Origin of the sequence: Zhengella sedimenti (assembly GCF_046506625.1) — a bacterium.
Lineage (GTDB): Bacteria > Pseudomonadota > Alphaproteobacteria > Rhizobiales > Rhizobiaceae > Zhengella > Zhengella sedimenti.
This window is the reverse complement of the sequence record NZ_JBKFFP010000002.1, coordinates 515,620-537,690: the sequence shown is the minus strand read 5'-3', so window position 1 is coordinate 537,690 and position 22,071 is coordinate 515,620. Positions and strand designations below refer to the sequence as shown.

Below are 22,071 nucleotides of genomic sequence, written 5' to 3'. Positions count from 1 at the left end.
GAGACCGGTAATGTCATGATATCCTTGCGGCGGGCGGGTGACAGCCCGGGTGGCGGTAAGCCGGCAGAAGAATCCACCAGCCTGACCGGTTGCACGAGCCGGTATGGCGCGCCGGGTTCTTTGCAGGATCGCGGGGAGAACCCGGAAAAACCAACCCCGAATACCCGATACCGCATTCATCGGATGCCGCCGTCGGCTATCGCCGATCCGCCGGGGCATCCGGATCCGTTTGTGCGGAATCAGATCAGGCCGAGCATGCAGGCCAGCACGAGGCCCGCCTGACCCTTGCGGGTCTGGCGGAAAACGCCGGAGCGTTTCAGCGCTTTCAAACGGGCGGCGGGTCGTCCGGTCCGGGCGGCCTTGAATGCGTCGAGTACCTGGCAGGCGTCGTCTGTCAGCAGGTCGCGGCACTTGTCCAGGCCGGCAATGTTGAGATCGCTCCATTGCCGGAAGCGGCCGCTGAAGATGAATTGCAGACGCGTGAAACGGGCAGCCCAGGTGTTGTTGGCGCCGACAAGATTGCCTTCGTGCTGCCGGTAGAGGATGTCGGGGTCCGGATTGTAGCGTACCGTGCCGCCGGCGCCTGCCACGATCATGTAGCTCCACCAGTCGTGGCTGACGAAATCGGTGCGGCGGGCCGCTTCCTGCACGAGGCGGAAGGCCTGCCGGTTCATCACCATCGTGTTCGCCCCGGCGATCGACTGGACGATGGCGTTGCGGAAACAGGGCGGCCGGGAGAAAAGCGGGGAAAACTCGCTGCTCGCCGATGCCGGAAAATTGCGGGTCCTGCCACAATGCAGACCGGGCGTCCCGGCGGGCAGTGTCTCCAGCCAGCCGATGGCCTTTTCCAGTTTCGCCGGATCCCAGATGTCATCCTGGTCGCAGAATGCAACGTAATCCGCCTTTTCCGCGTCATGTGCCAGGATCAGCGAACGGAAATTCGCCGCGAATCCGCGCCCCGGTCCGGCCGTGATCTCGAAGGACCCCTTCGACCAGCCGCTCGCATAGCGCGCCAGTTGCCGCTGGGTCCGGTCCGTCGAGCGATCGTCTGACACGACCACGTTTATCCGTGGCCATGTTTGCTGTGCCAGCGATTCAAGTTGCTCGATCAGATAGTTCTCGCCATTGAACGTTGCCATCAACACGGCGACGCGCCTTGCCGGTGTGGCAAGCCCTGTCGCGTCGGCAAGGGGCGATTCGGTTTGCGTCACGCGGGTATCGTCCGCCAGGGCGGGCATATCCACCAGCCTTGACGCCCGTGTATCGACTGAGATCGGTGTAATCGAGTTCATTCAAACCTGTATTTCCGGCATGATCCTGCCGGTTCCGTCTGGTTTTCTGACCCCTGGCAAGCCTAGGTGATCACAAGCGAATAATCCAGCTTTTTCAGACGATCCGGATATGACCTTCGAGCCCGAAACCGCCAGCCGGGACAGCCTTCAGGGTTCACCCTTGATGACCACGTCCACGCCCGCGACATCGATGGCGCGTCCCTTGCCGTCCGTGTCCGCCCAGATGCCGATGAAGTCGCGTCCCGGAGCACCCTTCGGCGCTGGAACGTCGTAGTCGAAACGATAGGCATTCAGAACCTTTCCGGGCTCGAAGACATGCCAGCCGGAATTGCCGACCGCGGCGGTCGAGTAGGCCACGGCGAAGGACGGAGAGGGATCGCTCGCCGCAGCCTTTGCCCAGACCGTGACCGTGATCGTCTTTCCCCCAACCCGCTGCTCGATTTCCCCGGGAACGATCAGGAAAACGCCGCCGGTCGCACCCCCGGAAACGGCATCCTCCAATGTGCTGCTCATGCGCAGCACATCGCCGGATACGTCCATCGTATTGCCGTCCTGGGCCCTGAAAAGCTGCGCGTCGGCCGGCAGGGCGGAGAAGACGGCGTCCGGCGCGATCATGGCACTGACGGCCGGTTCGGACACGGCTGCCGCCTCGGGCACGGCTGCCGGAGCGGGCACTGCCGCCCGACCGGCAGCGGATGGCTGCGGCGGGTCGCCGGGCGAGAGGTAAACCATTCCCGCAGCCGCGGCGAGCAGGACGGCGACCGCGATCCCGCCGGCCCAGACAAGGCTCCGGCCGCGCGCGCGCTTCCCGCCTGGTGCGGCCACGGCCTCCGGTGCCGGTGCGGGCTCCGGAATTGGCATGTTGGCCGAATAGTCGCTTTCCACACGGACGATCGCCTTGCGCAGTTCCTCCAGCGCGCGCTGCACCTTCGGATGCGCGTGGTCCAGGCCCTGCCTGTTGGCGGACTCCCGAACGTGTCTTTCGATCTCGGAATAGACGGACTGCCTTGCGTCGGGATCCTCTGCCTCCAGCCGCATGATCCTCTCATGGAGCAGCTTCTCGAACCTGAGTTGCATCCGAATGCTTGTCCCTCTTCGCCACCAGGCCGTCCGACCACGTATTAGCGCGTACTTTATTCATCATTCATGCGCTGTTGGCCATGATGAATACACGATTCCCGCGAGAGGAAAGGGGCCGGGCCGTACGGTTTGTTGCGGGTCGTTGTGCATCTGCAACAAATGCCTCGGGCCACACGCGCGGTTCGCGCGCAAGGCGGCACGGCCCGTCCCGTCCGGCGAATGTGGGTTGACGCCTGCTCGCCAATTCATGCTATGGGCTCAATTCGGACCGGCTTCCCGCCCGGCGCGCGAGACCTTGGATCGATGAACAACCTTTCGATGATCGCCGGATTGAACGATATCGGCCATGCACTGCTGCGCCAACGGCTATGTTATGAACTGGCGCTGGAGGATCTGCGTGATCGTTACCGGCGGACGATATTCGGTTTTCTCTGGATCTGCTTGAGTTTCCTGCTCTTTATTCTGGTCAAAAACATCGTCTTCTCGACGCTGAGCGATCGCGATCCTGCTTATTTCTTCACCTACATGACCGCCGGTTTCGCCATCTGGACCTTCATGCAGTCGGTGCTGACGGAAGGCAGCAATTGCTACAACCTGTCGCGTTTCTGGATCCTGGGAACGAATCTGCCCTACTTCCTCTATATCTGCCGGTACATCTACCGCGCCGCAATCGAGTTCCTGCTCGTCATGGTCACCGCACTGGCCGCATGTCTTCTGATCGGCAGGATCGAGCTTGCCGGCCTTGCCTGGTTCGTTCCTGTCCTGGCCTTCTACATGCTGACCGCGGTCGGTGCGATCATGCTGCTGGCGCCGTTGGCCGTGCTGTTTCCCGATGTCGTGCACGCGGTCCGCTCGGTCATGCGAGTCATGTTCTTCGCCACCCCGATCATCTGGGTGCCTGTGGAAGGCACGGTCCTGGAAACAGTGGCGCTCTACAATCCCTTCACCCACTATATCGCGCTTCTGCGCGGCCCGTTGCTGGGCGAGCCTGTCGCCGCGACCAGCCTTGTGGTCTGCGCGGCCGGCACCGGATTCCTGCTCCTGGCTGGCCTTTTCGTCTTCTCCAACAGCCGGCGCTCGATCGCCTACCTGATCTGAGGCTGCGCCATGGAATTCAAGGTCGAGAACGTTTCCGTATATTTCCGTGACCGGTGGATCTTCCGCCTCGGCGCGTCGCGCCGGCGCGGCAACCAGCCGGGCGGGCGCATCGTCAGGGAGAACGGCAAGGCCTATCTGCGCGCCTTGCACGCGGTGAGCTTCAGCTTGAAGGCTGGCGACCGGCTGGCGCTGATCGGTCCCAACGGGGCGGGCAAGTCCACGCTGCTGCGCGTCATGGCCGGGATCTACATGCCGACGACCGGCAGCGTCGAATGTGACGGCACGGTTGGCAGCGCGCTGGACCTGTCCATCGGTTTCCGGCCTGAAGCCACGGGGCGGCGCAATGTCGTCCTGAAGAGCCTGATGGCGGGACGCCGCAGCGAGGACATGGCTGCAATCATGGCCGATATCGAGGAGTTCTCCGAACTCGGCGATTTCATGGACGCGCCGATGCGCACCTATTCCGCCGGCATGCGCGCGCGCCTCGCCTTCGGGCTGATCACCGCCCTTCGGCACGACGTTCTCCTGCTCGACGAATGGATCGGGGTCGGCGACCGGTCATTCCATGCCAAGGCGACGGAGCGGATGAGGAGCTTCGTCAGTGACGCCAACATCCTCGTTCTGGCCTCCCACAATCCCGGCCTGCTGCGCGAAAGCTGCAATCTGGGCCTGGTGATCGACGCGGGCGAGATGAAGTTCTTCGGCCCGGTGGAGGAAGCGCTGGCCTTTTACGACCGGAGCTGAACCAGCCTGCAGCCATGACGTTTTGTCCACGCCGTTCCGCCCGCCGCATAGGATGGGCGAAACGGAAAGGATGCCGCCATGGAAACGACCCCGACGCTCGCACTGCCCCTGATCCAGCCGTCCCAGGCGCAGAAGCACGTGACCCACAATGAGGCGCTGATGCGGCTCGACGCGGTGGTCAACCTGCGTCTCGAATCCCTCGCGGCCACCGAGCCGCCGTCCTCGCCGCAGGAGGGCCGGTGCTGGGCGCTGGGCGAAGGTGCGGTCAATGAGTGGACCGGACGGGACGGTCAGGTTGCCGTCAGGACCGCCGGCGCCTGGGACTTTGTCGAACCGCTCCGCGGCTGGCTTGGCTATGACGTGACCAGCGACCGGATGGTGGTGTTCGACGGCGGGGCATGGCGCCCGCACCGCGGCGAACTGCCGGATGAAGGGTATTTTAGCACGTCGCTTGGCGTCGGCGCGCAGGCTGACGGAGACAACCGCTTGGCTGTTGCCGGCAAGGCCAGCCTGTTCAACCATGCAGGCGATGACCACCGCCTTGTCATCAACCGGGCGGACTCCGGCGCCACGGCATCGGTGGTCTTCCAGACCGGATTTGCCGGCGGCGCGGAAATCGGCCTGGCGGGCTCCGGCAATCTCGCGCTCAAGGTGGCGGATACGGCGGGAAACTGGGCCGATGCGCTGGTCGCGGAACCCGGCGGTCTCGTCACCCTGCCGGAGCGGCCCCTTGCCCGGGCAACCCTCGGCGGCGGCTGGCGCGACATCGCCGACAGCACGCTGGCCGGTTTCAACACGCTGTTCCAGTCGAATGGCGGCGTTTCGCTGGGCTCTGCCATCGCGAACGGGGAGGGGCGCTGGCTGACCGTTCCCCATGCCGGCTTCTACCTGATCCGGCTCAACGTCTTCGCAAGCAATTTCTTCCGGGTGAACCTGGTGCGCAACGATACCCGCGACCTGCTCGGCTTCATGATCTCGGACGGCTCTGCCCAGCGGTCCTATTCCGCCAATGCCGTCTTCATGACCGACCTTGCCGGGGACGATCGACTGGCGCTGGAATTCATCGGGTCCGCACGCTGCGTCTTCCTGAAGGACTATACCGAACTCTCGCTCGTGAGGCTTTGAGAATACCGCCACCAGGTACTCGGTACATGCTGGTCAAAGGCCGGGCTGTTTCCAAACTGCACCAGTTCGGCCGAGACGCACTACACGTGCTCTATCCAACAGACAATACGAATTGCCTAATTAAATAAATTATCATACGCCGTTGCCGCAACTTCCGGAGCGGCCATGCTTTTCAATTCGCCGGTGTTCATGTTCGTCTTCCTGCCGGCGGCACTGGCAGTGTTCCTGCTCTTGCGCCGGTTCCGGCTGGTTCGGACGGCGCAGGCGGCGCTCGTTCTGGCTTCCTTCGTTTTCTACGCCTGGTGGAACCCGAAATATCTCCTTCTGCTGCTGCTGTCGATCGTGGTCAACCTGGCCATGGCCCGAGTTATCGGCAATCTGCGTTCGGGCGACGGCGCCGACAAGGGCCGGCGCCGGGCCGCCGCACGCTCGCTGCTTCTCATCGCCATCACCTTCAATCTCGGCCTGCTCGGCTATTTCAAATACGCCAATTTCTTCCTCGATACGCTGACGGCGCTCGGCGTTTCCGGCTTCGGCCACATCAACGTGCTGCTGCCGCTGGCCATTTCCTTCTTCACCTTCCAGCAGGTCGCCTACCAGGTGGATACCTACCAGGGGAAGATCCAGGATCATGATCCGGTCCGCTACGCGCTCTTTGTCACCTTCTTCCCGCAGCTGATCGCCGGCCCGATCGTCCACCATTCGGAAATGATGCCGCAGTTCCGCGAGGAGGTGCAGCATGGCCGCGACCGGCTGTCCGATTTCCAGCTCGGCCTGTTCATCTTCGCCATCGGCCTGTTCAAGAAGGTGCTGATCGCCGACACGATCGCGCAGTTCTCCTCGCCCATCTACAGCCAGGCGCTGAACGGCGTGCAGCCGGATTTCTTCGCCGCCTGGCTGGCCGCGCTTGGCTACACGGTGCAGATCTATTTCGATTTCTCCGGCTATTGCGACATGGCGACGGGCGCGGCCCGCATGTTCGGCATCAAGCTCCCGGCCAATTTCTTCTCGCCCTACAAGTCGCTGTCCATCGTCGAGTTCTGGCGGCGATGGCACATCACGCTGTCGCGGTTCCTGCGCGATTATCTCTACATACCGCTGGGCGGAAACCGCCGTGGCAGGGTCCGGCGTTACTCCAACCTGATGACGACCATGCTGCTCGGCGGCCTGTGGCATGGCGCCGGCTGGACCTTCGTCTTCTGGGGTTTCCTGCATGGTGCCTATCTGGTCGTCAACCATGCCTGGACGGCATTGATGGTGCGCTCCGGACGCCAGGAGCAACTGGCAGGCTCCGGCCTCTACCGTTTCTTCTGCTGGACGGTCACCATGCTCGCCGTCATCGTCGCCTGGGTCTTCTTCCGCGCCGAGAGCTTCCCTGCCGCCATTGCCATCCTGAAGGGCATGGCCGGCATGAACGGCGTCGAGATCAGCCCGACGCTGGCCACGATCATGGCGCGCATCGGCGCGGACTATGCGAGCCTGCGGCCCTATATCTCCGGATCGGCGGTTGCCTTCGAGGACATGGTGGCCGGTTTCCTGCTTGCCGCCATCGCCATCTGGGCTGCCGCGAAATGGCCCAATGTCTATGAAATGACCGCCAATCGCGACCCGCTTGTCGATGCCGGTGCCTGGATCGAAAGGCCGGGGGCCGTGCAATGGTCGCCGACGGTTCTGTGGGCCGTGCTGACGGGTTTCCTGCTGGCGCTTGCCTTCATGAGCGTCTTCAGTGCCGCCCCGTCGGAATTCCTGTATTTCCGGTTCTAGCGGGAAACGCGGAGGAGGAGACAACGTCATGCGCCACGTCTTTCAGGTCGTCTCGGCCACAGTGCTGTCCGTCGTGTTCCTGTTTTTCGCCTCTGCCTACATCCTGCCGCCCACCAGCGACGTGGCCTGGGTGGAAAACCTCTATGCGATGAAGCAATGGCGCGTGGCGAACATGCCGGAGGAGGGCCCGCGCATTTTCGTTGTCGGCGGCTCGGAGGCGCATTTCTCCATTTCCGCCGAGCAGATCGAACGCGAGACTGGCATCCCGGCAGTCAATTTCGCCACCCATGCGGGGCTTGGCTGGGACGGGCACCTCATGATGGTCAACCGGTACCTGCGCCCGGACGACATCGTCATCTATTCCGCCAACTACTATTCGATTGACGACGAGACACCGTCCCAGCTTCACGCCCTTTTCATGCGGCGCAACATGCCGCTTGCGTTCCTTCAGCGTCCCGTCACCGACTGGCCCGCCTATTTCGGCTACGGTATCTTCGACCAGTTTCTGCGCGCCGCACCGTCGGCTTTCACTATGCGCACGGCATCCGCCAATGCTGTGAAGCAGAATGGCTTCGGGGATGAGGCGCAATATATCGTCCGGGCGGATGAAAAACGTACCCCGCCTCCAGGCAATGTGAAACTCGTGCCCTATCTTGAGGAAACGCCCTTCGGCATGCGCAAGCTGGCGGCCTATCGCAACAATTGGCAGCGGCGTGGTATCCGCCTGTTTGTTTACTGGATGGCGCCCCGCGACCGGCCGGAGTTCCATACGCCCGCCGAGAAGGCAAAAATGCGCCGTTACGCCCGTTTCGCCGAAGCCTGGAAACTGCCGCAACTCAACGAACCCTACGAGACGCTGCTGGCCGACGAGGAACTGGCCAACGGCCCGTCGCATGCCAATTCCATCGGCCGCGAGCGCTACACCTCGATCCTGATCGAGCGTCTCAAGCTGAGACTGTGACGCGGACGCAACCATGGGCAACCGGTGAAGACGGTTATCATCGCCATGTCATTGTGCAACTGCGAAACAAAGGTTAAGAACCGGGCGGGGCTAGGCAAGGACAGAGTTCGGACATCATGGCACGAATCTTCATTACCGGCGGCGCCGGCTTCATCGGCAGCAGGCTGGCCCGCGCCCTGCGCGGCGAGCATGCCGTCACCGTCTATGACAACTATCTGCCGCAGGTTCATGCCGGCAACGAGGCGCCCGCCGATTGGCTCGACGGCGTGACAATCGTCCGGGCCGATGTCCGTGACGCGGACGCCCTCAAGCAGGCCATTGCCGCCGCGGATCCTGAGATCGTCTATCACCTGGCCGCCGAGACCGGCACGGGTCAGTCCTTCGACGAACCGGTGCGCTACAACGGCGTCAACATCATGGGTACGGCGAACCTGATCGAGGCCGTGCGCGCCCATGCGCCCAACCTGAAGCGCATCGTGCTGGCCGGCTCCCGCTCCGTCTACGGGGAAGGGGCCTGCGTCGATGCCGACGGCCGGCCGGCCGTCGCCGTCGAGCGCAAGCCGGAACACATGGCTGCCGGCGATTTCGAGCCGCGCGACGCGGCGGGCCGCAAGCTGACGCCGGTGCCGACCAGTTCGCTCAATTGCCCGGTCGAGCCGGCCTCCATCGACGCCTCCACCAAGCTGATGCAGGAATACCTGCTCAAGCAGGCGTTCTGGGGAACGCCGGTGCAAATCGGCATCTTGCGCCTGCAGAATGTCTATGGTCCCGGCCAGTCGCTCAACAATCCCTATACCGGCGTCATTTCCATTTTCCGCCGCCAGATCGAGGAGGGGAAAACCCTCAACATCTTCGAGGATGGCGTGATTACCCGCGATTTCGTTTTCGTGGACGATGTGGTTGCCGCATTCAAGGCCATCGGCCTGGTCGCCGAATGCCCGCGCGATATCGTCGATATCGGCTCGGGCGAAGCGACGACCATCCTGCACATGGCGAAGACCCTGCTGTCGCTGATGGGCCATGATCCAGAAAGGGTGAGGATCACCGGCGATTTCCGCGCAGGCGATATCCGTTACGCCGTCGCCGACATTTCCATGGCAAGGGAAAAGCTGGGCTGGCAGCCGGACTACGATCTCGACCGTGGCCTGCGCGCGTTTCTTGCCTGGTCGGCCGCCTGAGCGCTAGAAGTTCCCGGCGGTATTGCGCCGTTCCGCAAGCAGGAGACGATCGATGTCCAAGCCCAAACTGCTCTGTATCGGGCACAGCCACCTGAACTGCGTTGCCAATTCCATTGAAGGCAGGCGCAAGCATGTGCCCGGTTTTGACGACCGCTACGACATCGAAGTGCTGCAATTGCGCCGCGATCCTTTTCATCCCAACTTCGTCCAGGTGGATGGCGAACGGCGCATCGCGCCCCGCTGTTCAGGCGCGCTTGCCGAGAGCCTCACGCAGTTCAGGCCGGATGCGATCCTGGGCATGATCAACGGCCAGGAATACCAGGTCATATCCATCGTCAATCACCCGGTCCGCTACGACTTTCCTCTGCCGGGCGGCGACGAATGGTTCGACGACACAGCCGAACTCGTTCCCCATGCCGTCATTCGGGCGGAACTCACCCGGCTCACGCAACTGGCGGTGACGATCTTCCTGGATGAACTCAGGCGCCTGACCGATTGCCCCCTCTATCTGGTCACGCCACCGCCGCCGATTCCGGATGAAAACCACATCCTTGCCTATCCCGGCCCCTTTGCCGAGCAGGCGAAAACGTTCGGCATCTCGCCAGCGCCCTTCCGGCGCAAGATGTGGCGGCTCTATCGCGACATCCTCCGCCAGGAGGGAAGAAAGAGCGGTGCGATCGTGCTCGATCCGCCGCGCGTGTCGATGGAGGATGACTATCTCGCGCCCGACTACTGGCCGAAGGACCCGATCCACGGAAACCTGAAATACGGACACGCAGTCTTCGACATGGTCACGCGCCGCGCCTTCCCCGAACTGGTCAAAGGATGAAGTCCATGGGAAAATCACCCTATTCGACGCTTCCCGATCACTGCTTCTGGCGCCGCGCGAACCGGGGTGCCAAGGAGGGCGCCGTCGACCCGGTCGTCCAGGCGGGCTTCCACATCACGCCGGACATGAAGATCGCCACCGCCGGCAGCTGCTTCGCCCAGCATATCGCGCGTCAACTGAGCAAATCGGGCTTCAACTACTTCGTCGCCGAGCGCGCCCACCCGCTGATCCGGGCCGAGGTCGCGCGCCGCATGAACTACGGCACCTTCTCCGCCCGGTTCGGCAATCTCTACACCACGCGCCAACTCTGGCAGCTTGCGCAGCGCGCCTATGGCAGGTTCACGCCGCACGAGGATGCCTGGGAGCATGAGGGCGGCTGGCTGGACCCTTACCGGCCCAACATCCAGCCCGGCGGCTTCGTCACGCTGGAGGAATTGCACGCCGACCGTGCGCAGCATTTCGCCGCGGTGCGCACCATGCTGGAGGAATGCGACGTCTTCGTCTTCACCTTCGGCCTCACCGAGGCCTGGCGGTCGAAAGTCGACGGGGCGGTCTTTCCGCTCTGCCCCGGCACGGCCGGCGGGACCTTCGATCCCGGGCGGCATGAATTCGTCAATTTCACTGTCGACGAGGTGGTCGCCGATTTCTCCGCCTTCACGGATTTCCTGCTGGAGGTCAATCCCGACGTGAACATCCTGATGACGGTCTCGCCGGTGCCGCTCATGGCGACCGCGCGCGCCGATACCAGTGTCATCGTCTCGACCGCCTATTCCAAGGCGGTGCTGCGCGTCGCCACCGAGATGCTGGCGGCGAAATACGAGGAGGCCTTCTATTTTCCCTCCTACGAGGTCATCACCGGCAATCATGCCATGGGCCGGTATTTCGAGGAGGACCTGCGGGAAGTGCATCCTGCGGGCGTGGCGCACGTCATGCGCTTGTTCATGAAGCACTATTGTGGCATTGAGACCGGCGCGCCGCGGCCGCTTCCGGCCAGGGATGACGATTCGGGCGATGCCTTCGCCGAGAAGATGGCCGAGAACATCGGCGTCATCTGCGACGAGGAACTGCTCGACCAGGGGGAATCGGCCGGCTGACACCGCACTGGCGGCCAAGACTTGCGGGGGCATTGAATCATGGAGCAGAAACCGCTTGAGCCCATGGAAAGGCGCCAGAAGGAACTTCGCCTTTACTACATCCAGCAACGCCTCGGCGAATTGCGCCGCGAGACCCAGGCGCTCCACGACGAGCGCCTTCGCCTGATGCACGAACTGGGCCGCGCCACCACGACGATGAAGGATTGAGAGACAGCATGCGTTTTGTCGTTCACATCGGGCCGCACAAGACCGGCACCTCCTACATGCAGATGCGGCTCTTCCAGGGGCGCGAGGAACTGGAGAACCGCGGCTGGGTTTATCCCGACATCGGCACCTATGGCATGGAAGCCCAGCACGACGTGGCTCACAATCCGGCGCTTTTCATCGAGCCCGAGGGCGAATATGCCAAGGATTTCCGCGACATCATCCAGCGCTGCCATGACGAGGGCAAGAACCTGCTCCTGTCGGCCGAAGGCTTCCGCACCTGGGATGCGGAGAAGATGCTGCGGCTGACGGATCTGGTCGGCGCCGAGAAGGCCGAACTGGTCTTCGCCTTCCGCTGTCCCTTCTCGGTCTTCTATTCCTACTGGGCGGAAGAGGTGAAGCAGGGCTTTTCAGGAAGCCTCGCCTTCCGCTTCATGCAGAATTTCATCGACTGGGAAAACTCGCAGATCCTCAATCCCTTCTTCGACCTGAAGCGCTTCGAGGACAATGCCCGTTTCGACATCAACATTCTCTATTTCGATGCGGCGCGGAAGCACAAGATCGACATCTGCGACCTGCTGACCGACGGCATCATGGGCTGCGGTGTCCTGCCGCCGCCGGCGCGCGAGACCGTCAACGAGAGTTTCCCCATCGAACTGACCGAATTCCTGCGTCTCATCACATTCCGCCACACGAAGACCAAGCGCTTCACCAATTCGCGCTACCGGCTGGCCTTCATGCAGCACACCACGCCGGAAGAACGCGCCGAGATCATCCAGACGGTCAAGACGAAGGCCGGCGACGCCTTCCGCGTCTTCCAGCTTCCGCGCGACAACATGTTCTACAACGAACTCAAGCAGCGATTCGCGGCCAAGCCTTATACACGAAAGCTGCCGGAGGGCGGCGAACAGGATCTGCCGGACACGGTGCTCAAGTGGCGCTTCGGCGATCTCGGCATGATGGCGGCGGTGCCCGAGATCATGGCGCTTGTGGAGAAATACGAGGAAAGGCTAAAAGCAGTCGGATTCTGACGATAGACGGGGACACTGAACCGTCCGGCTGTCAGGCCGGCCGGCGCTGAGTACCATAAAAAGAAGAGAAAACGTCCCGAATGCGATTGGTTATCCATGCCGGTCCACACAAGACCGGAACCTCCTACATACAGCAGCGCCTCACCGACAACCGTGATTTCCTGCGCCAGTCCGGCTGGATCTATCCCTCCATCGGAACGATGGGCACCGAGGGACAGCATGTCATCGCCCAAAAGGCCGGTACGAAGCTTGACCTTGACTGGCCGCCGAACCTGGAAATCCTGGAGCTTGGCGAAATCTGCAAGGGTGAAGGTGCCAACCTGATCCTGTCCGCGGAAGGATTCCGCGTCTGGGATGCCGAGCGCCTGCTGCATCTTGCCGATGCGCTGGGTTTTGAAACGGTCGAACTTCTCTACGTGATCCGGGACCCCTATTCGGTCTACCGGTCCTATTGGGCCGAGGAGGTCAAGCAGGGATATGGCAATTCGCTTCCCGCCCGCATGATGTCGTCGTTCATCGCGCCGGAACGGTCGTTTCTCCTCAATCCGATGATCGACATAAGGCGCATGGCAGCCTCGGACCGCATCTCCATGACGCTCATGTACTACGACGCGCTCAAGGCAGCCAGGTTCGACATTTGCGATGTCATCACGGGCGAGATCCTGCGCTTGGGCGTCCTGCCGGAACTCAAACGCGAGCGCGTCAACGAGAGTTTCTCGATCGAACTGACGGAATTCCTCCGTCTGCTGACCGCGCGGCACTACAAGACCAAGCGCCATTGTGGCCCGGCGCTGCGCAATGCCTTCGTCCGTGAAATTCCCCGCGAGGAGGTCGAGCGGATCCAGGCCATCGTGAATGCGCATGGCCAGGAGTGCTTCCGTTCGCTGACCCTGCCGCGCGCCACGCCCTTCTATGAAAACCTGAAGCATGAACTCGCCGAGGTTCCGGTCCATCGCCATCTGCCGGAAGCCGGCTACGAGGGACTGCCGTCCGAACCGGCTGTCTGGACCTTCATGGATATCGGCGAAATGATGAATATTCCGGAGATCGCGCAGATTGTTCTTGAGACGGAACAGCGCCTCAAGCTCTAATATACACTGGGGCGCATGCAAACGCGGACGGGGCATTCCGCGGCTAGAAGCAGGGAAAACCAATGCTGGCCACCATCTACGTCATCCCCAGCATGACGTCCGTCCACGAGTACATGCAGCTGGCGCTGGAAAAGCTGCGCGCGGCATCGCGCGTCCTGATCGTCGTCACGGACACCTATCAGGGAACGCCGGAATGGGAGGCGCTCGCGGGCATCGAGCCTGATGCGCTGGTTCCCTTCGGCGAGGGCGCGCGCAGCGTCTTCAACGGTTACAAGGCCGGTCTCTCCTATTTTCTCGACCGCCATGGGGATGACAGCGGCCCCTTGGTCCTGGCCGAGGGGCTAGCCTTCGGGCCGTTCAGCGATCCGGCCGACTTCGCTTCCCTGGTGGATGACAAGACCGGCCTGATGGCCGCCAACTACATCGCGCCGAAGCTGGACGTGCGCTATGCGAACATGGATTTGCCGCAGCGCATTCCGCTGCTGGATTTCGCGGTGCTGTCGGATTCGCTGTGGAAGCGCCCTGATTTCCGCCAATTCTGGGAAAACCATACGCCGAACGGCGATTATCAGCGCGAGTTGCTGGACAACTATGCGGATTTCGCCCGCTGGCTCGACGACAACGGCATCGAGGTCGCCTATCCCTTCGATATCAGCCGCTACGAGACCTCCGAGCCCGGCCTTTACGAAATGGAGAAGCTGGCCCGCGAGGACCTGCTGGCCATCATTCCGAACCACGGCTTCCTGATCGATCCGCTCCTGTCTGATCTCTATACGCTCAACCAGCGGGCCGCGCTCGATACGTTGCGCCAGCGTTTTCCCCGGGAATACACCGCGATTTCCCGTTTCCTGGTCAAGAACCGTGAACTGCGCGATCTTCACGCCACGGCCGACCAGGTCGAGGTGCTGGACGAGGTGGCCCGCCACCCGCGCAAGAAGAAGTGGAAATTCGGCACGGTCGGCGTCTTCATCCACGCCTTCTATGCCAACATGATGCCCGAGTTCTGGGCACTGATCGAGCGCCTGCCGGACAATTTCCATCTCTACATCACGACGGCAACGGATGAGAACAAGGTTCTCATCGAAGCCTTCCTCGATGAAAAGGGTTTTCCCGCCGATCGCCGCGATGTGCGCGTCGTGGAACAGAATCGCGGCCGCGACATGGGCTCGTTGTTCATCTCCTTCCGTGATGTCATCATGGAGAACCGCCACGAACTCTGCCTGCGCCTGCATTCCAAGCGCACACCGCAGGTCGCCCGCCAGATCGGCGAATCCTTCAAGGCGCACCTGTTCGACAACCTCGTCTATACGAACGGCTATATCCGCAATCTCTACGACATGATCGAGGAACAGCCCGATCTCGGCCTGATCATGCCGCCCACCATTCATATCGGGTTCGGCACGCTCGGCCATGCCTGGTTCAACAACCGCGATCCCTTCTTCAGCCTGGCCCGGGACATGGGGCTGAACGTGCCCTTCGACAGCCACACACCGCTTGCGCCCTACGGCACCATGTACTGGTTCCGGTCAAAGGCGCTGCGCCGCATGTTCGAATGGCGCTGGAAATGGGAGCAGTACAATCCCGAACCGATGCATGTCGATGGCGGCCTGGCCCACGTGCAGGAGCGTCTGATCCCTTATGTCGTCCAGAACGCCGGATACCGGGTCGTTTCCATCATGAATCGCCACGCCGCGGCGCGCAACTACGCCAAGCTTGAATACAAGCTTCAGCGCCTCGCCTCGCAGATCCCGACGGCCAATGTCCACGAGCAGTTTGTCTACCTGCAGAATTCACAGAGACCGGGAACACGCACCTGGCTGGAATTCCTGACCCCGCTCTACCAGAAGCACGTCATGACGCGGCCGGGCCTGCTGCGCATTGTCCGCCCCTTCGCCCAAGGCGTGCGCCGGCGGTTGCTTCGCTAGGCGGGAACATCGCGCAGGGGGCGTCATTCTGGCGGCCTGAAACGAGAAAACCACGCGCCGTAAATTGGCGCGTGGCCGAAAGGCAGGCGAACGCTGCCGGATCAGGCTGCGGACAAGAGCCGTTCAACAACGGCGGCGCTGGAGGTCCGCCATTCGGGGGCACGGTAGCCGAATGTCGCCTCGAACTTGCTGCAATCGAGCCGCGAATTGGACGGACGCCGGGCCTTGGTCGGGAAGTCGGCCGTGGTGATCGGCCTCACGGTGGCTGTCGGGCCGCCGTGGTCTGCGCTGACGGCCATGATGTGGGTGGCGAAGTCGCACCAGCTGCAATGGCCGGTTCCCGCCAGGTGATAGGTTTCGCCGAGGCCCTTGCCAGGTTCGGCCCGCCAGGCGGCAATGCAGGAAAGAAGCCCGTCGGCAATGTCGAGCGCGTTGGTCGGGTTGCCGAACTGGTCGGCCACCACGGTCAGTTCGTCGCGCCCCTCGGCAAGGCGCAGCATCGTCTTGACGAAGTTCTTGCCGAACGGGCTGTAGACCCAGGCCGTGCGCGCGATGACATGCTTGTCCCAGGCGTCCCTGATCGCGTTTTCCCCGTCCAGCTTCGTCTGGCCGTAGACGCCGGTCGGACCGGTCGGGTCCGTTTCCGTCAGCGGTGCGTCGCCGGTACCGGGGAAGACATAGTCGGTTGACAGGTGGATCAGCCGGGCGTCGAGTTCACGGCAGGTTTCGGCGATCACGCCGGGTGCCACGCCGTTGCAGCGGGCGGCCAGGTCCGGCTCGTCCTCCGCAAGATCGACGGCCGTATAGGCCGCCGCGCTGACGACGACATCCGGCGCGGCGCTCCTCAGCGTCTTGCGAATGGTGTCCGGATCGGCAAGGTCGAACTGCGGCCGGCCGGCGAAGACCAGCTCGATATCGCGCGAGCCTGCCCAGCGTTCCGCGATCGATTGCGCGACCTGTCCCTCGCGCCCTGTCACGAGAACCTTCATGGTCTTGCCTTGCCCGTTCCCAGGCGCTCGCCGCCAAGCTTGTTGTGCAAAGGTCGCCACCACCATTCATTGCCCAGATACCAGTCGATCGTGTCGGCCAGCCCGCTTTCGAACGTATGCGCCGCCTTCCATCCCAGTTCGGTCTCGATCTTGGTCGGGTCGATGGCATAGCGCCGGTCATGGCCCGGCCGGTCCGTGACCATGGTGATCAGGTCGCCATAGCTCTTTCCGCCGGTCCTCGGCTTCTTCTCGTCCAGGATGGCGCAGATCGCGCGCACGACCTCGATGTTCTGGCGCTCGGCCCGGCCGCCGATATTGTAGCTTTCGCCAATCCGGCCGCGTGTCGCCACGCATTCCAGCGCCGCGGCATGATCGTCCACGTAAAGCCAGTCGCGGATGTTCTCGCCCTTGCCGTAGACGGGCAGCGGCTTCTCGTCGAGGGCATTGAGGATGACGAGAGGAATGAGCTTTTCGGGGAAGTGGAACGGACCGTAATTGTTCGAGCAGTTCGTCATCACCACCGGCAGGCCGTAGGTGTGGTTCCAGGCCCTGACCAGGTGGTCCGATGCCGCCTTGGAAGCGGAATAGGGCGAGGAGGGCGCGTAGGGCGTTTCCTCGGTGAAGATGCCGCTGTCGAAGGGCAGGTCGCCGAACACCTCGTCGGTGGAGATGTGATGGAAGCGGAACCGCTCCTTCTTTTCCCCCGTGAGGTCCTCCCAGTGCGCCCGGGCGGCCTTGAGCAGGCGGAACGTCCCGACGATATTGGTCTCGATGAAGACTTCCGGCCCGTCGATGGAACGGTCGACGTGGCTTTCCGCGGCCAGGTGCATCAGCACGTCGATCGCTTCCTCGCGCAGCAGGTCGCGGATCTTCGCCTCGTCGCAGATGTCGGCTTCCACGAAGCGGTAATTGTCCTGCGCCTCGATGGATTTCAGCGATGCCAGGTTGCCCGCATAGGTCAGCTTGTCGACATTGACGACCCGGTTGTCCGGGTTGGCGGCCAGGCGCCGGCAGACCGCCGAGCCGATGAAACCGGCACCGCCGGTGATCAGGAAATTCATGGCTCAATCCTTGGAATAGGTGAATCCGGTATCCGTATCGGCCAGCAGGGCCGCGTCCTTGTCTTTCTGGGACAGGATGACGGAGGCGATGTCGACGGGCCACTCGATGCCGATGTCGGGATCGTCGAACCGGATCGACCGGTCATGATCGCGCGAATAGAGAGCGGAGACCTTGTAGAGGAACTGGGTATCGGGTTCCAGCGTCACGAAGCCGTGGGCAAAGCCGGCGGGCAGGTAGAGCTGGTTCCACTTTTCCGCGGACAGTTCGATGCCGACCCATTTGCCGTAGGTCGGCGACCCCTTGCGGATGTCCACGGCGACGTCGAAGACCGAGCCGGAAACCACCCGCACCAGCTTTGCCTGGTCGAAGGGTGGCAACTGGTAGTGAAGGCCGCGCAGGACGCCGACCTGCCTGGAGAAGGAATGGTTGTCCTGCACGAAATCGGCATCGATGCCGTTCGCCTTGTAGACAGTGGCGTTGTAAACCTCGGAGAACCAGCCGCGATCGTCACCGAACTTGTCGGGAACGACCTCGATGACGCCATCGATGGCGAGCGGATTGAAGGTCGGCATCAGGTCATCTCCTTCACGCGGCGGCGCAGGTATTCCGCATAGTCGCCCTTGCCAAGCTCGTTGGCCCGCCGGAGCATTTGTTCCGCGTCAAGCCACTTGTTCTCGAACCCGATCTCTTCCAGGCAGGCGATCTTGTAGCCCTGGCGATGCTCGATCGTGCGCACGAAGGCCGCCGCCTCGTGCAGCGAATCCGGCGTGCCGGTGTCGAGCCATGCATAGCCCCGGCCCATCCGCGCCACGGTCAGGTCGCCGCGCGCCAGGTAGGCGCGGTTGACATCCGTGATTTCCAGTTCGCCGCGGGCCGACGGCTTGACCTCGGCGGCGATGTCCACGACGTCGTTGTCGTAGAAGTAAAGCCCCGTGACCGCCCAGTTGGATTTGGGTTCCTTCGGTTTTTCCTCGATGTCGAGTGCCGTCCCGGTGGTCGCATCGAACTGCACCACGCCGTAGCGTTCCGGATCGTTGACATAATAGGCGAACACGGTCGCACCCTTGGGCTTGGCTGCCGCCTGGCGGCAGAGCGTCGACAAACCCGCGCCATGAAAGATGTTGTCGCCGAGAACCAGCGTGCAATTGTCCTTGCCGATGAAATCCCTGCCGATGATGAAGGCCTGAGCCAGGCCTTCCGGGGCGGGCTGGACGGCATAGCTCAGTTCCACGCCGAAGGCAGAACCGTCGCCAAGCAGTTCCTGGAACACCGGCTTGTCCCGCTCGGTGGAAATCACCAGGATTTCGCGGATGCCGGCCAGCATGAGAACCGACATCGGATAGTAGATCATCGGCTTGTCATAAACCGGCAGGATCTGCTTCGAAGCCGCGATTGTCATGGGAAACAGGCGGGTGCCGCTGCCGCCTGCCAGAATGATACCCTTCATGGGAAAACGCTCTTTCTTTTTGGCCTGCCCGGTTGCGCCGCATTGCCTCTCGTGCACCCTGGACAGGAATAGTGGAAAGCCCCGGCTTTCTTTGGCCCGCGCTCTGGATAGATGAACCCGGCGCGCGTCTCAACCCTTGCCCCTGTGCGCCGGATTTCGTTTCTTCTGCTCCTGGCCGGATCTCGCCCTGGCGGCCGTCCCTTTACTTGGCCTTGAGAGACATGCCCGCGATTTCAGCCGCAGCAAAGCGGTATATCGCCTGGCCATTGGCTGAGAGGTCGCCCATCAGGTTGACGCCCTTCTGGTCCCAGTTGTTGGTGAAGTCGCCCAGCAGGATGCCGGCCTTTCTCTCGTCTGCGGGCAGTTCGAGGACCGCTCCGCTCTTGAATACGATGACGACGGTAACCATGGAATTCTGCTTCCTTCTTCTTCGGATGGTTTGTGCGTGAATGCCTAATTCAATAATTGCTTAACCCAAGGGCAGGTCTTTGTGAACAAAACCGCAGACGCACGTGTGATGACTGGCACAATTTGGCTGGGGCCATGTTGTTGCACTGCAACACAATGGTGTCTGCCTGGCCTTTCGCCATGCGGTTCCACGGTGCGCAAAAAACTCCCGCCCGGTTGCCCGGACGGGAGCCTCGATTCGACCGCATCCGTTTACCCCGACCTACAGGACGAAGTCGCCGGATGAAATGCCGAGGCTGGTGCCCAGCAGTTCAATGCGGAAGTCGGCCAGTCCGTCCCCGTTCACATCGCCTTCGATGAATGTCAGGCCAAGATACTCGAATGACCGCAACTGCCCGGCGGAACCTGTGAAGAAGCTGCCGACATAGGTGAAGGCCTGGTTTCCGGCCAACCCGGTATTCGCGTCGATGGCCGAAACATCGAAGAGATCAAGCCCGTTCTGGAAGTCCTGGATCCGGTCTCGATCCGCATAGAGCAAGCCGGAATCCTGTATCGCAAGGTATGTGAACCGGTCACTGTGGTTGCCGCCATAGATGACGTCCCTGCCTTCGCGGCCGCGTAGCGTGTCGTTGCCGTTGTTGCCGAGCAGGATGTCGTCGCCATCCGCCCCGTCGAGCAGGTTCACCTGCGCCGAGCCGATCAGCCAGTCGTCATGATTGGACCCGAGCACGTTCTCGAAGCCGCTGATCGTGTCCCCGGTGGCATAGCCGCCATTGGCAGTGTTGCCGCCCAGGAAGATGTCAACGCCGGCATTGGAGTCGGTGTAGTAGAGCGTGTCGAAACCGGCGCCGCCATAGAGGTCGTCGGCACCCGCGCCGCCGCCCATGGTGTCGTTGTTGTTGCCGCCGTAGAGGCTGTCGTCACCGCCGCCGCCATAGACGCCGTCATTGCCGTCGCCGCCATAGATGGTATTGGCGGTCGAGCCGCCCTCGAACAGGTCATTGCCCGAATTGCCGTAGATGTTCTCGAAGCCGTAGAAGTCGCCGGCCGCACCGCCATAGCGGTTCTGCATGTAGCCGTCGGTGATGGAGGCCTCGATCGCAGTCGAACCGTAGAAGTAGATGCTGTCGGTGTCATTGCCGCCATAGAAGTCGTCGAACGTGTTCAGGCCGCCATAGACATAGACAAGGTCGTTCCCGGCATCGCCATGGAAATCTTCGCTGTCCTGGGTGCCGCCGGAGTAGAAGTAGTCCGCTGCATCGCCGCCATAGGCAACGCCGCCACCGTCGCCGACGGCGAGGAAATCGGTATCGGCTCCGCCGTAGATATAGTCAAATCCGCCGCCAGAATAGAGCGTGTCGGAACCGCTGTTGCCGTAGAAGTTCTCTGAACCGGTGCCGCCATAGAACAGATCGTTTCCGGAACCCGCATAGATGTTCTCGAAGTCCTGGAATGCCAGGTCCGTGGCGAAACCGCCATACCGGTTGTCGACTGTCCCGCTGGTGCCGTTGAAATAGAGCGGCGTCGATCCATAGAAATAGGCGGTATCCGTTCCGGTTCCGCCATAATAATCGTCGTACTGGTTGATGCCGCCATAGGTGTAGACGGTGTCGTTGTCCGCACCGCCATACACGTATTCGCTGTCGGTACTGCCATAGAGATAGAAATAGTCGGAACCGCTATTGCCGGACATATAGGCGCCGTCACTGCCGCCATAGAGGTAGTCGGTGCCGGTGCCGCCATAGAGACCGTCATAGCCGGAGCCGCCATAAAGATAGTTGGTATTGCCACCGCCATAGAGGAGATCGCCGCCGTCATTGCCGTAGAGTGAATTGGAGGCGCCGGTATCGCCGTAGACGGCATCCCCGCCGCTGCCGCCGAAAACGGTTTCGATGTCATAGAATTGCAGGTCGGAGGCGAAGCCCCCGTAGCGGTGGTTGAGCGTGTTGTTATTCATGTCGATGAGGACGGCGGTTGAGCCGAAGAAATAGGCATAATCGGTGCCCCCTCCGCCATAGTAGTCGTCGTCGATATCCAGCCCGCCATAGGTGCGGAACGAGTCGTTCCCGGTGCCGCCATAGGCGTTCTCGTTGTTGTAGCCGGAATAGAAGTACATGGTGTCGCCGTCATCGCCACCATACATGCTGCCGCCATCGGCGCCCGCAGCGAGCGTGTCGTTGCCTGCGCTGCCGTAGAGGTAGTCGAAGCCGCCGCCGCCATAGGCGGAATCGGAGCCGCCATTGCCGGTAAAGGTGTTGCTGTTGGAATCCCCGTAGAACAGGTCATCACCCGATCCGGCATAGATGACCTCGATGTTCCAGAAGTCGAGTGCCGTCGAGTAGCCGCCATAGCGGTAGTTCAGGGTTCCAAGCGAGCCGGCAACGAATGTCAGCGACGAACTGCCATAGAAGTAGGCATAGTCCGTGCCCCCGGAACCATAGTAGTCATCGAACTCGTCGATTCCGCCATAGGTGTAGAAGTAGTCGGTCGATGCACCGCCAAATCCGTCTTCGTTGTTGGTGCCGCCGTAGTAATAGAAATTGGTCATGATGGTCGCCTTTCCTGTCATCCCGTCCCGCCGTTTCTGCGTTGGGCGCGGGGGAGGTGTGGCGAACCGACAGGTCCTTCAGTCCAGTAGGCGAATGCTCAAGAAGCCTGGAAAAAAGCATTTACCGGTACCGGACGCTTGTCCGGTACGGCTTGCGTGTGTTCCAATTCTATCCTGATGTCGTGGCGGGGCTGCTTGGCA

Annotated in this window: 20 protein-coding genes; 12 read left to right on the top strand and 8 right to left on the bottom strand. The window is 62.1% G+C overall.

Going from position 1 to position 22,071, the window contains the following annotated elements:
- Positions 1–239: 239 nt before the first annotated feature.
- Entirely contained in the window at positions 240–1,292 is a 1,053-nt protein-coding gene (locus ACLB6G_RS08195) for a glycosyltransferase (protein WP_410355656.1), read from the bottom strand.
- A 147-nt stretch (positions 1,293–1,439) separates the two neighbouring features.
- Positions 1,440–2,369: a hypothetical protein gene (locus tag ACLB6G_RS08190; RefSeq protein ID WP_410355655.1), complete on the bottom strand. Its 930-nt coding sequence runs from the start codon at positions 2,367–2,369 to the stop codon at positions 1,440–1,442.
- Between the two features lie 306 nt (positions 2,370–2,675).
- Here ACLB6G_RS08190 and ACLB6G_RS08185 point away from each other — a divergent pair, with 306 nt between their 5' ends.
- The 12 genes from ACLB6G_RS08185 (at position 2,676) to ACLB6G_RS08130 (ending at position 15,416) form a co-directional block, all read left to right on the top strand.
- A complete protein-coding gene (locus tag ACLB6G_RS08185; RefSeq protein WP_410355654.1) occupies positions 2,676–3,470 on the top strand; it encodes an ABC transporter permease in 795 nt (264 codons plus the stop codon).
- 9 nt (positions 3,471–3,479) lie between these two features.
- Entirely contained in the window at positions 3,480–4,214 is a 735-nt protein-coding gene (locus ACLB6G_RS08180; RefSeq protein WP_410355653.1) for an ABC transporter ATP-binding protein, read from the top strand.
- Between the two features lie 78 nt (positions 4,215–4,292).
- The gene (locus tag ACLB6G_RS08175) at positions 4,293–5,339 is read left to right on the top strand and encodes a DUF2793 domain-containing protein (protein WP_410355652.1); all 1,047 of its coding nucleotides are present in this window, start codon (positions 4,293–4,295) and stop codon (positions 5,337–5,339) included.
- 165 nt (positions 5,340–5,504) lie between these two features.
- A complete protein-coding gene (locus ACLB6G_RS08170) occupies positions 5,505–7,103 on the top strand; it encodes an MBOAT family O-acyltransferase (protein ID WP_410355651.1) in 1,599 nt (532 codons plus the stop codon).
- Positions 7,104–7,131: 28 nt separating this feature from the next.
- On the top strand, positions 7,132–8,064 hold the full coding sequence (locus ACLB6G_RS08165) for a hypothetical protein (protein ID WP_410355650.1): 933 nt from the start codon (positions 7,132–7,134) through the stop codon (positions 8,062–8,064).
- A gap of 116 nt (positions 8,065–8,180) precedes the next feature.
- Entirely contained in the window at positions 8,181–9,242 is a 1,062-nt protein-coding gene (locus ACLB6G_RS08160) for an NAD-dependent epimerase/dehydratase family protein (protein ID WP_410355649.1), read from the top strand.
- Positions 9,243–9,294: 52 nt separating this feature from the next.
- The gene (locus tag ACLB6G_RS08155) at positions 9,295–10,071 is read left to right on the top strand and encodes an SGNH/GDSL hydrolase family protein (protein ID WP_410355648.1); all 777 of its coding nucleotides are present in this window, start codon (positions 9,295–9,297) and stop codon (positions 10,069–10,071) included.
- Between the two features lie 5 nt (positions 10,072–10,076).
- Positions 10,077–11,165 (top strand): GSCFA domain-containing protein, encoded by a 1,089-nt coding sequence (locus tag ACLB6G_RS08150; protein WP_410355647.1) that lies wholly within the window; start codon positions 10,077–10,079, stop codon positions 11,163–11,165.
- Positions 11,166–11,204: 39 nt separating this feature from the next.
- The gene (locus ACLB6G_RS08145; protein ID WP_410355646.1) at positions 11,205–11,372 is read left to right on the top strand and encodes a hypothetical protein; all 168 of its coding nucleotides are present in this window, start codon (positions 11,205–11,207) and stop codon (positions 11,370–11,372) included.
- A gap of 8 nt (positions 11,373–11,380) precedes the next feature.
- Positions 11,381–12,400: a hypothetical protein gene (locus tag ACLB6G_RS08140; RefSeq protein WP_410355645.1), complete on the top strand. Its 1,020-nt coding sequence runs from the start codon at positions 11,381–11,383 to the stop codon at positions 12,398–12,400.
- 80 nt (positions 12,401–12,480) lie between these two features.
- Entirely contained in the window at positions 12,481–13,491 is a 1,011-nt protein-coding gene (locus ACLB6G_RS08135) for a hypothetical protein (RefSeq protein WP_410355644.1), read from the top strand.
- A 62-nt stretch (positions 13,492–13,553) separates the two neighbouring features.
- The gene (locus tag ACLB6G_RS08130; protein ID WP_410355643.1) at positions 13,554–15,416 is read left to right on the top strand and encodes a rhamnan synthesis F family protein; all 1,863 of its coding nucleotides are present in this window, start codon (positions 13,554–13,556) and stop codon (positions 15,414–15,416) included.
- 101 nt (positions 15,417–15,517) lie between these two features.
- Here ACLB6G_RS08130 and rfbD read toward each other — a convergent pair whose 3' ends face one another.
- The 6 genes from rfbD to ACLB6G_RS08100 all read right to left on the bottom strand — a co-directional run bounded on the left by rfbD (position 15,518) and on the right by ACLB6G_RS08100 (position 21,870).
- Positions 15,518–16,405: a dTDP-4-dehydrorhamnose reductase gene (gene rfbD, locus ACLB6G_RS08125; protein WP_410355642.1), complete on the bottom strand. Its 888-nt coding sequence runs from the start codon at positions 16,403–16,405 to the stop codon at positions 15,518–15,520.
- Positions 16,402–17,466, bottom strand: a complete 1,065-nt coding sequence (rfbB, locus tag ACLB6G_RS08120) for a dTDP-glucose 4,6-dehydratase (RefSeq protein ID WP_410355641.1) — start codon at positions 17,464–17,466, stop codon at positions 16,402–16,404. Before rfbB ends, rfbD begins: the two co-directional genes overlap by 4 nt.
- Before the next feature lie 3 nt (positions 17,467–17,469).
- Positions 17,470–18,039 carry a dTDP-4-dehydrorhamnose 3,5-epimerase gene (gene rfbC, locus ACLB6G_RS08115; RefSeq protein WP_410355640.1) on the bottom strand — a complete coding sequence of 190 codons (570 nt, stop codon included), beginning with the start codon at positions 18,037–18,039 and terminating at the stop codon, positions 17,470–17,472.
- Positions 18,039–18,914, bottom strand: coding sequence for a glucose-1-phosphate thymidylyltransferase RfbA (gene rfbA, locus ACLB6G_RS08110; protein ID WP_410355639.1), 876 nt, complete (start codon positions 18,912–18,914; stop codon positions 18,039–18,041). The genes rfbC and rfbA overlap by 1 nt, the downstream gene beginning before the upstream one ends.
- Positions 18,915–19,116: 202 nt before the next feature.
- Positions 19,117–19,323, bottom strand: coding sequence for a hypothetical protein (locus ACLB6G_RS08105; RefSeq protein ID WP_410355638.1), 207 nt, complete (start codon positions 19,321–19,323; stop codon positions 19,117–19,119).
- 261 nt (positions 19,324–19,584) lie between these two features.
- Positions 19,585–21,870, bottom strand: coding sequence for a calcium-binding protein (locus tag ACLB6G_RS08100; RefSeq protein WP_410355637.1), 2,286 nt, complete (start codon positions 21,868–21,870; stop codon positions 19,585–19,587).
- Positions 21,871–22,071 lie beyond the last annotated feature (201 nt).

Bases quoted from the DNA above. Each gene is read 5' to 3' on its own strand.
- rfbD (WP_410355642.1), bottom strand. From the start codon at position 16,405: ATGAAGGTTCTCGTGACAGGGCGCGAGGGACAGGTCGCGCAATCGATC.
- ACLB6G_RS08160 (WP_410355649.1), top strand. From the start codon at position 8,181: ATGGCACGAATCTTCATTACCGGCGGCGCCGGCTTCATCGGCAGCAGG.
- ACLB6G_RS08195 (WP_410355656.1), bottom strand. From the start codon at position 1,292: ATGAACTCGATTACACCGATCTCAGTCGATACACGGGCGTCAAGGCTG.
- ACLB6G_RS08190 (WP_410355655.1), bottom strand. From the start codon at position 2,369: ATGCAACTCAGGTTCGAGAAGCTGCTCCATGAGAGGATCATGCGGCTG.
- ACLB6G_RS08105 (WP_410355638.1), bottom strand. From the start codon at position 19,323: ATGGTTACCGTCGTCATCGTATTCAAGAGCGGAGCGGTCCTCGAACTG.
- ACLB6G_RS08100 (WP_410355637.1), bottom strand. From the start codon at position 21,870: ATGACCAATTTCTATTACTACGGCGGCACCAACAACGAAGACGGATTT.
- ACLB6G_RS08155 (WP_410355648.1), top strand. From the start codon at position 9,295: ATGTCCAAGCCCAAACTGCTCTGTATCGGGCACAGCCACCTGAACTGC.
- ACLB6G_RS08130 (WP_410355643.1), top strand. From the start codon at position 13,554: ATGCTGGCCACCATCTACGTCATCCCCAGCATGACGTCCGTCCACGAG.
- rfbB (WP_410355641.1), bottom strand. From the start codon at position 17,466: ATGAATTTCCTGATCACCGGCGGTGCCGGTTTCATCGGCTCGGCGGTC.
- ACLB6G_RS08150 (WP_410355647.1), top strand. From the start codon at position 10,077: ATGGGAAAATCACCCTATTCGACGCTTCCCGATCACTGCTTCTGGCGC.
- ACLB6G_RS08185 (WP_410355654.1), top strand. From the start codon at position 2,676: ATGAACAACCTTTCGATGATCGCCGGATTGAACGATATCGGCCATGCA.
- ACLB6G_RS08175 (WP_410355652.1), top strand. From the start codon at position 4,293: ATGGAAACGACCCCGACGCTCGCACTGCCCCTGATCCAGCCGTCCCAG.
- rfbA (WP_410355639.1), bottom strand. From the start codon at position 18,914: ATGAAGGGTATCATTCTGGCAGGCGGCAGCGGCACCCGCCTGTTTCCC.
- ACLB6G_RS08145 (WP_410355646.1), top strand. From the start codon at position 11,205: ATGGAGCAGAAACCGCTTGAGCCCATGGAAAGGCGCCAGAAGGAACTT.
- ACLB6G_RS08170 (WP_410355651.1), top strand. From the start codon at position 5,505: ATGCTTTTCAATTCGCCGGTGTTCATGTTCGTCTTCCTGCCGGCGGCA.
- ACLB6G_RS08140 (WP_410355645.1), top strand. From the start codon at position 11,381: ATGCGTTTTGTCGTTCACATCGGGCCGCACAAGACCGGCACCTCCTAC.
- ACLB6G_RS08165 (WP_410355650.1), top strand. From the start codon at position 7,132: ATGCGCCACGTCTTTCAGGTCGTCTCGGCCACAGTGCTGTCCGTCGTG.
- rfbC (WP_410355640.1), bottom strand. From the start codon at position 18,039: ATGCCGACCTTCAATCCGCTCGCCATCGATGGCGTCATCGAGGTCGTT.
- ACLB6G_RS08135 (WP_410355644.1), top strand. From the start codon at position 12,481: ATGCGATTGGTTATCCATGCCGGTCCACACAAGACCGGAACCTCCTAC.
- ACLB6G_RS08180 (WP_410355653.1), top strand. From the start codon at position 3,480: ATGGAATTCAAGGTCGAGAACGTTTCCGTATATTTCCGTGACCGGTGG.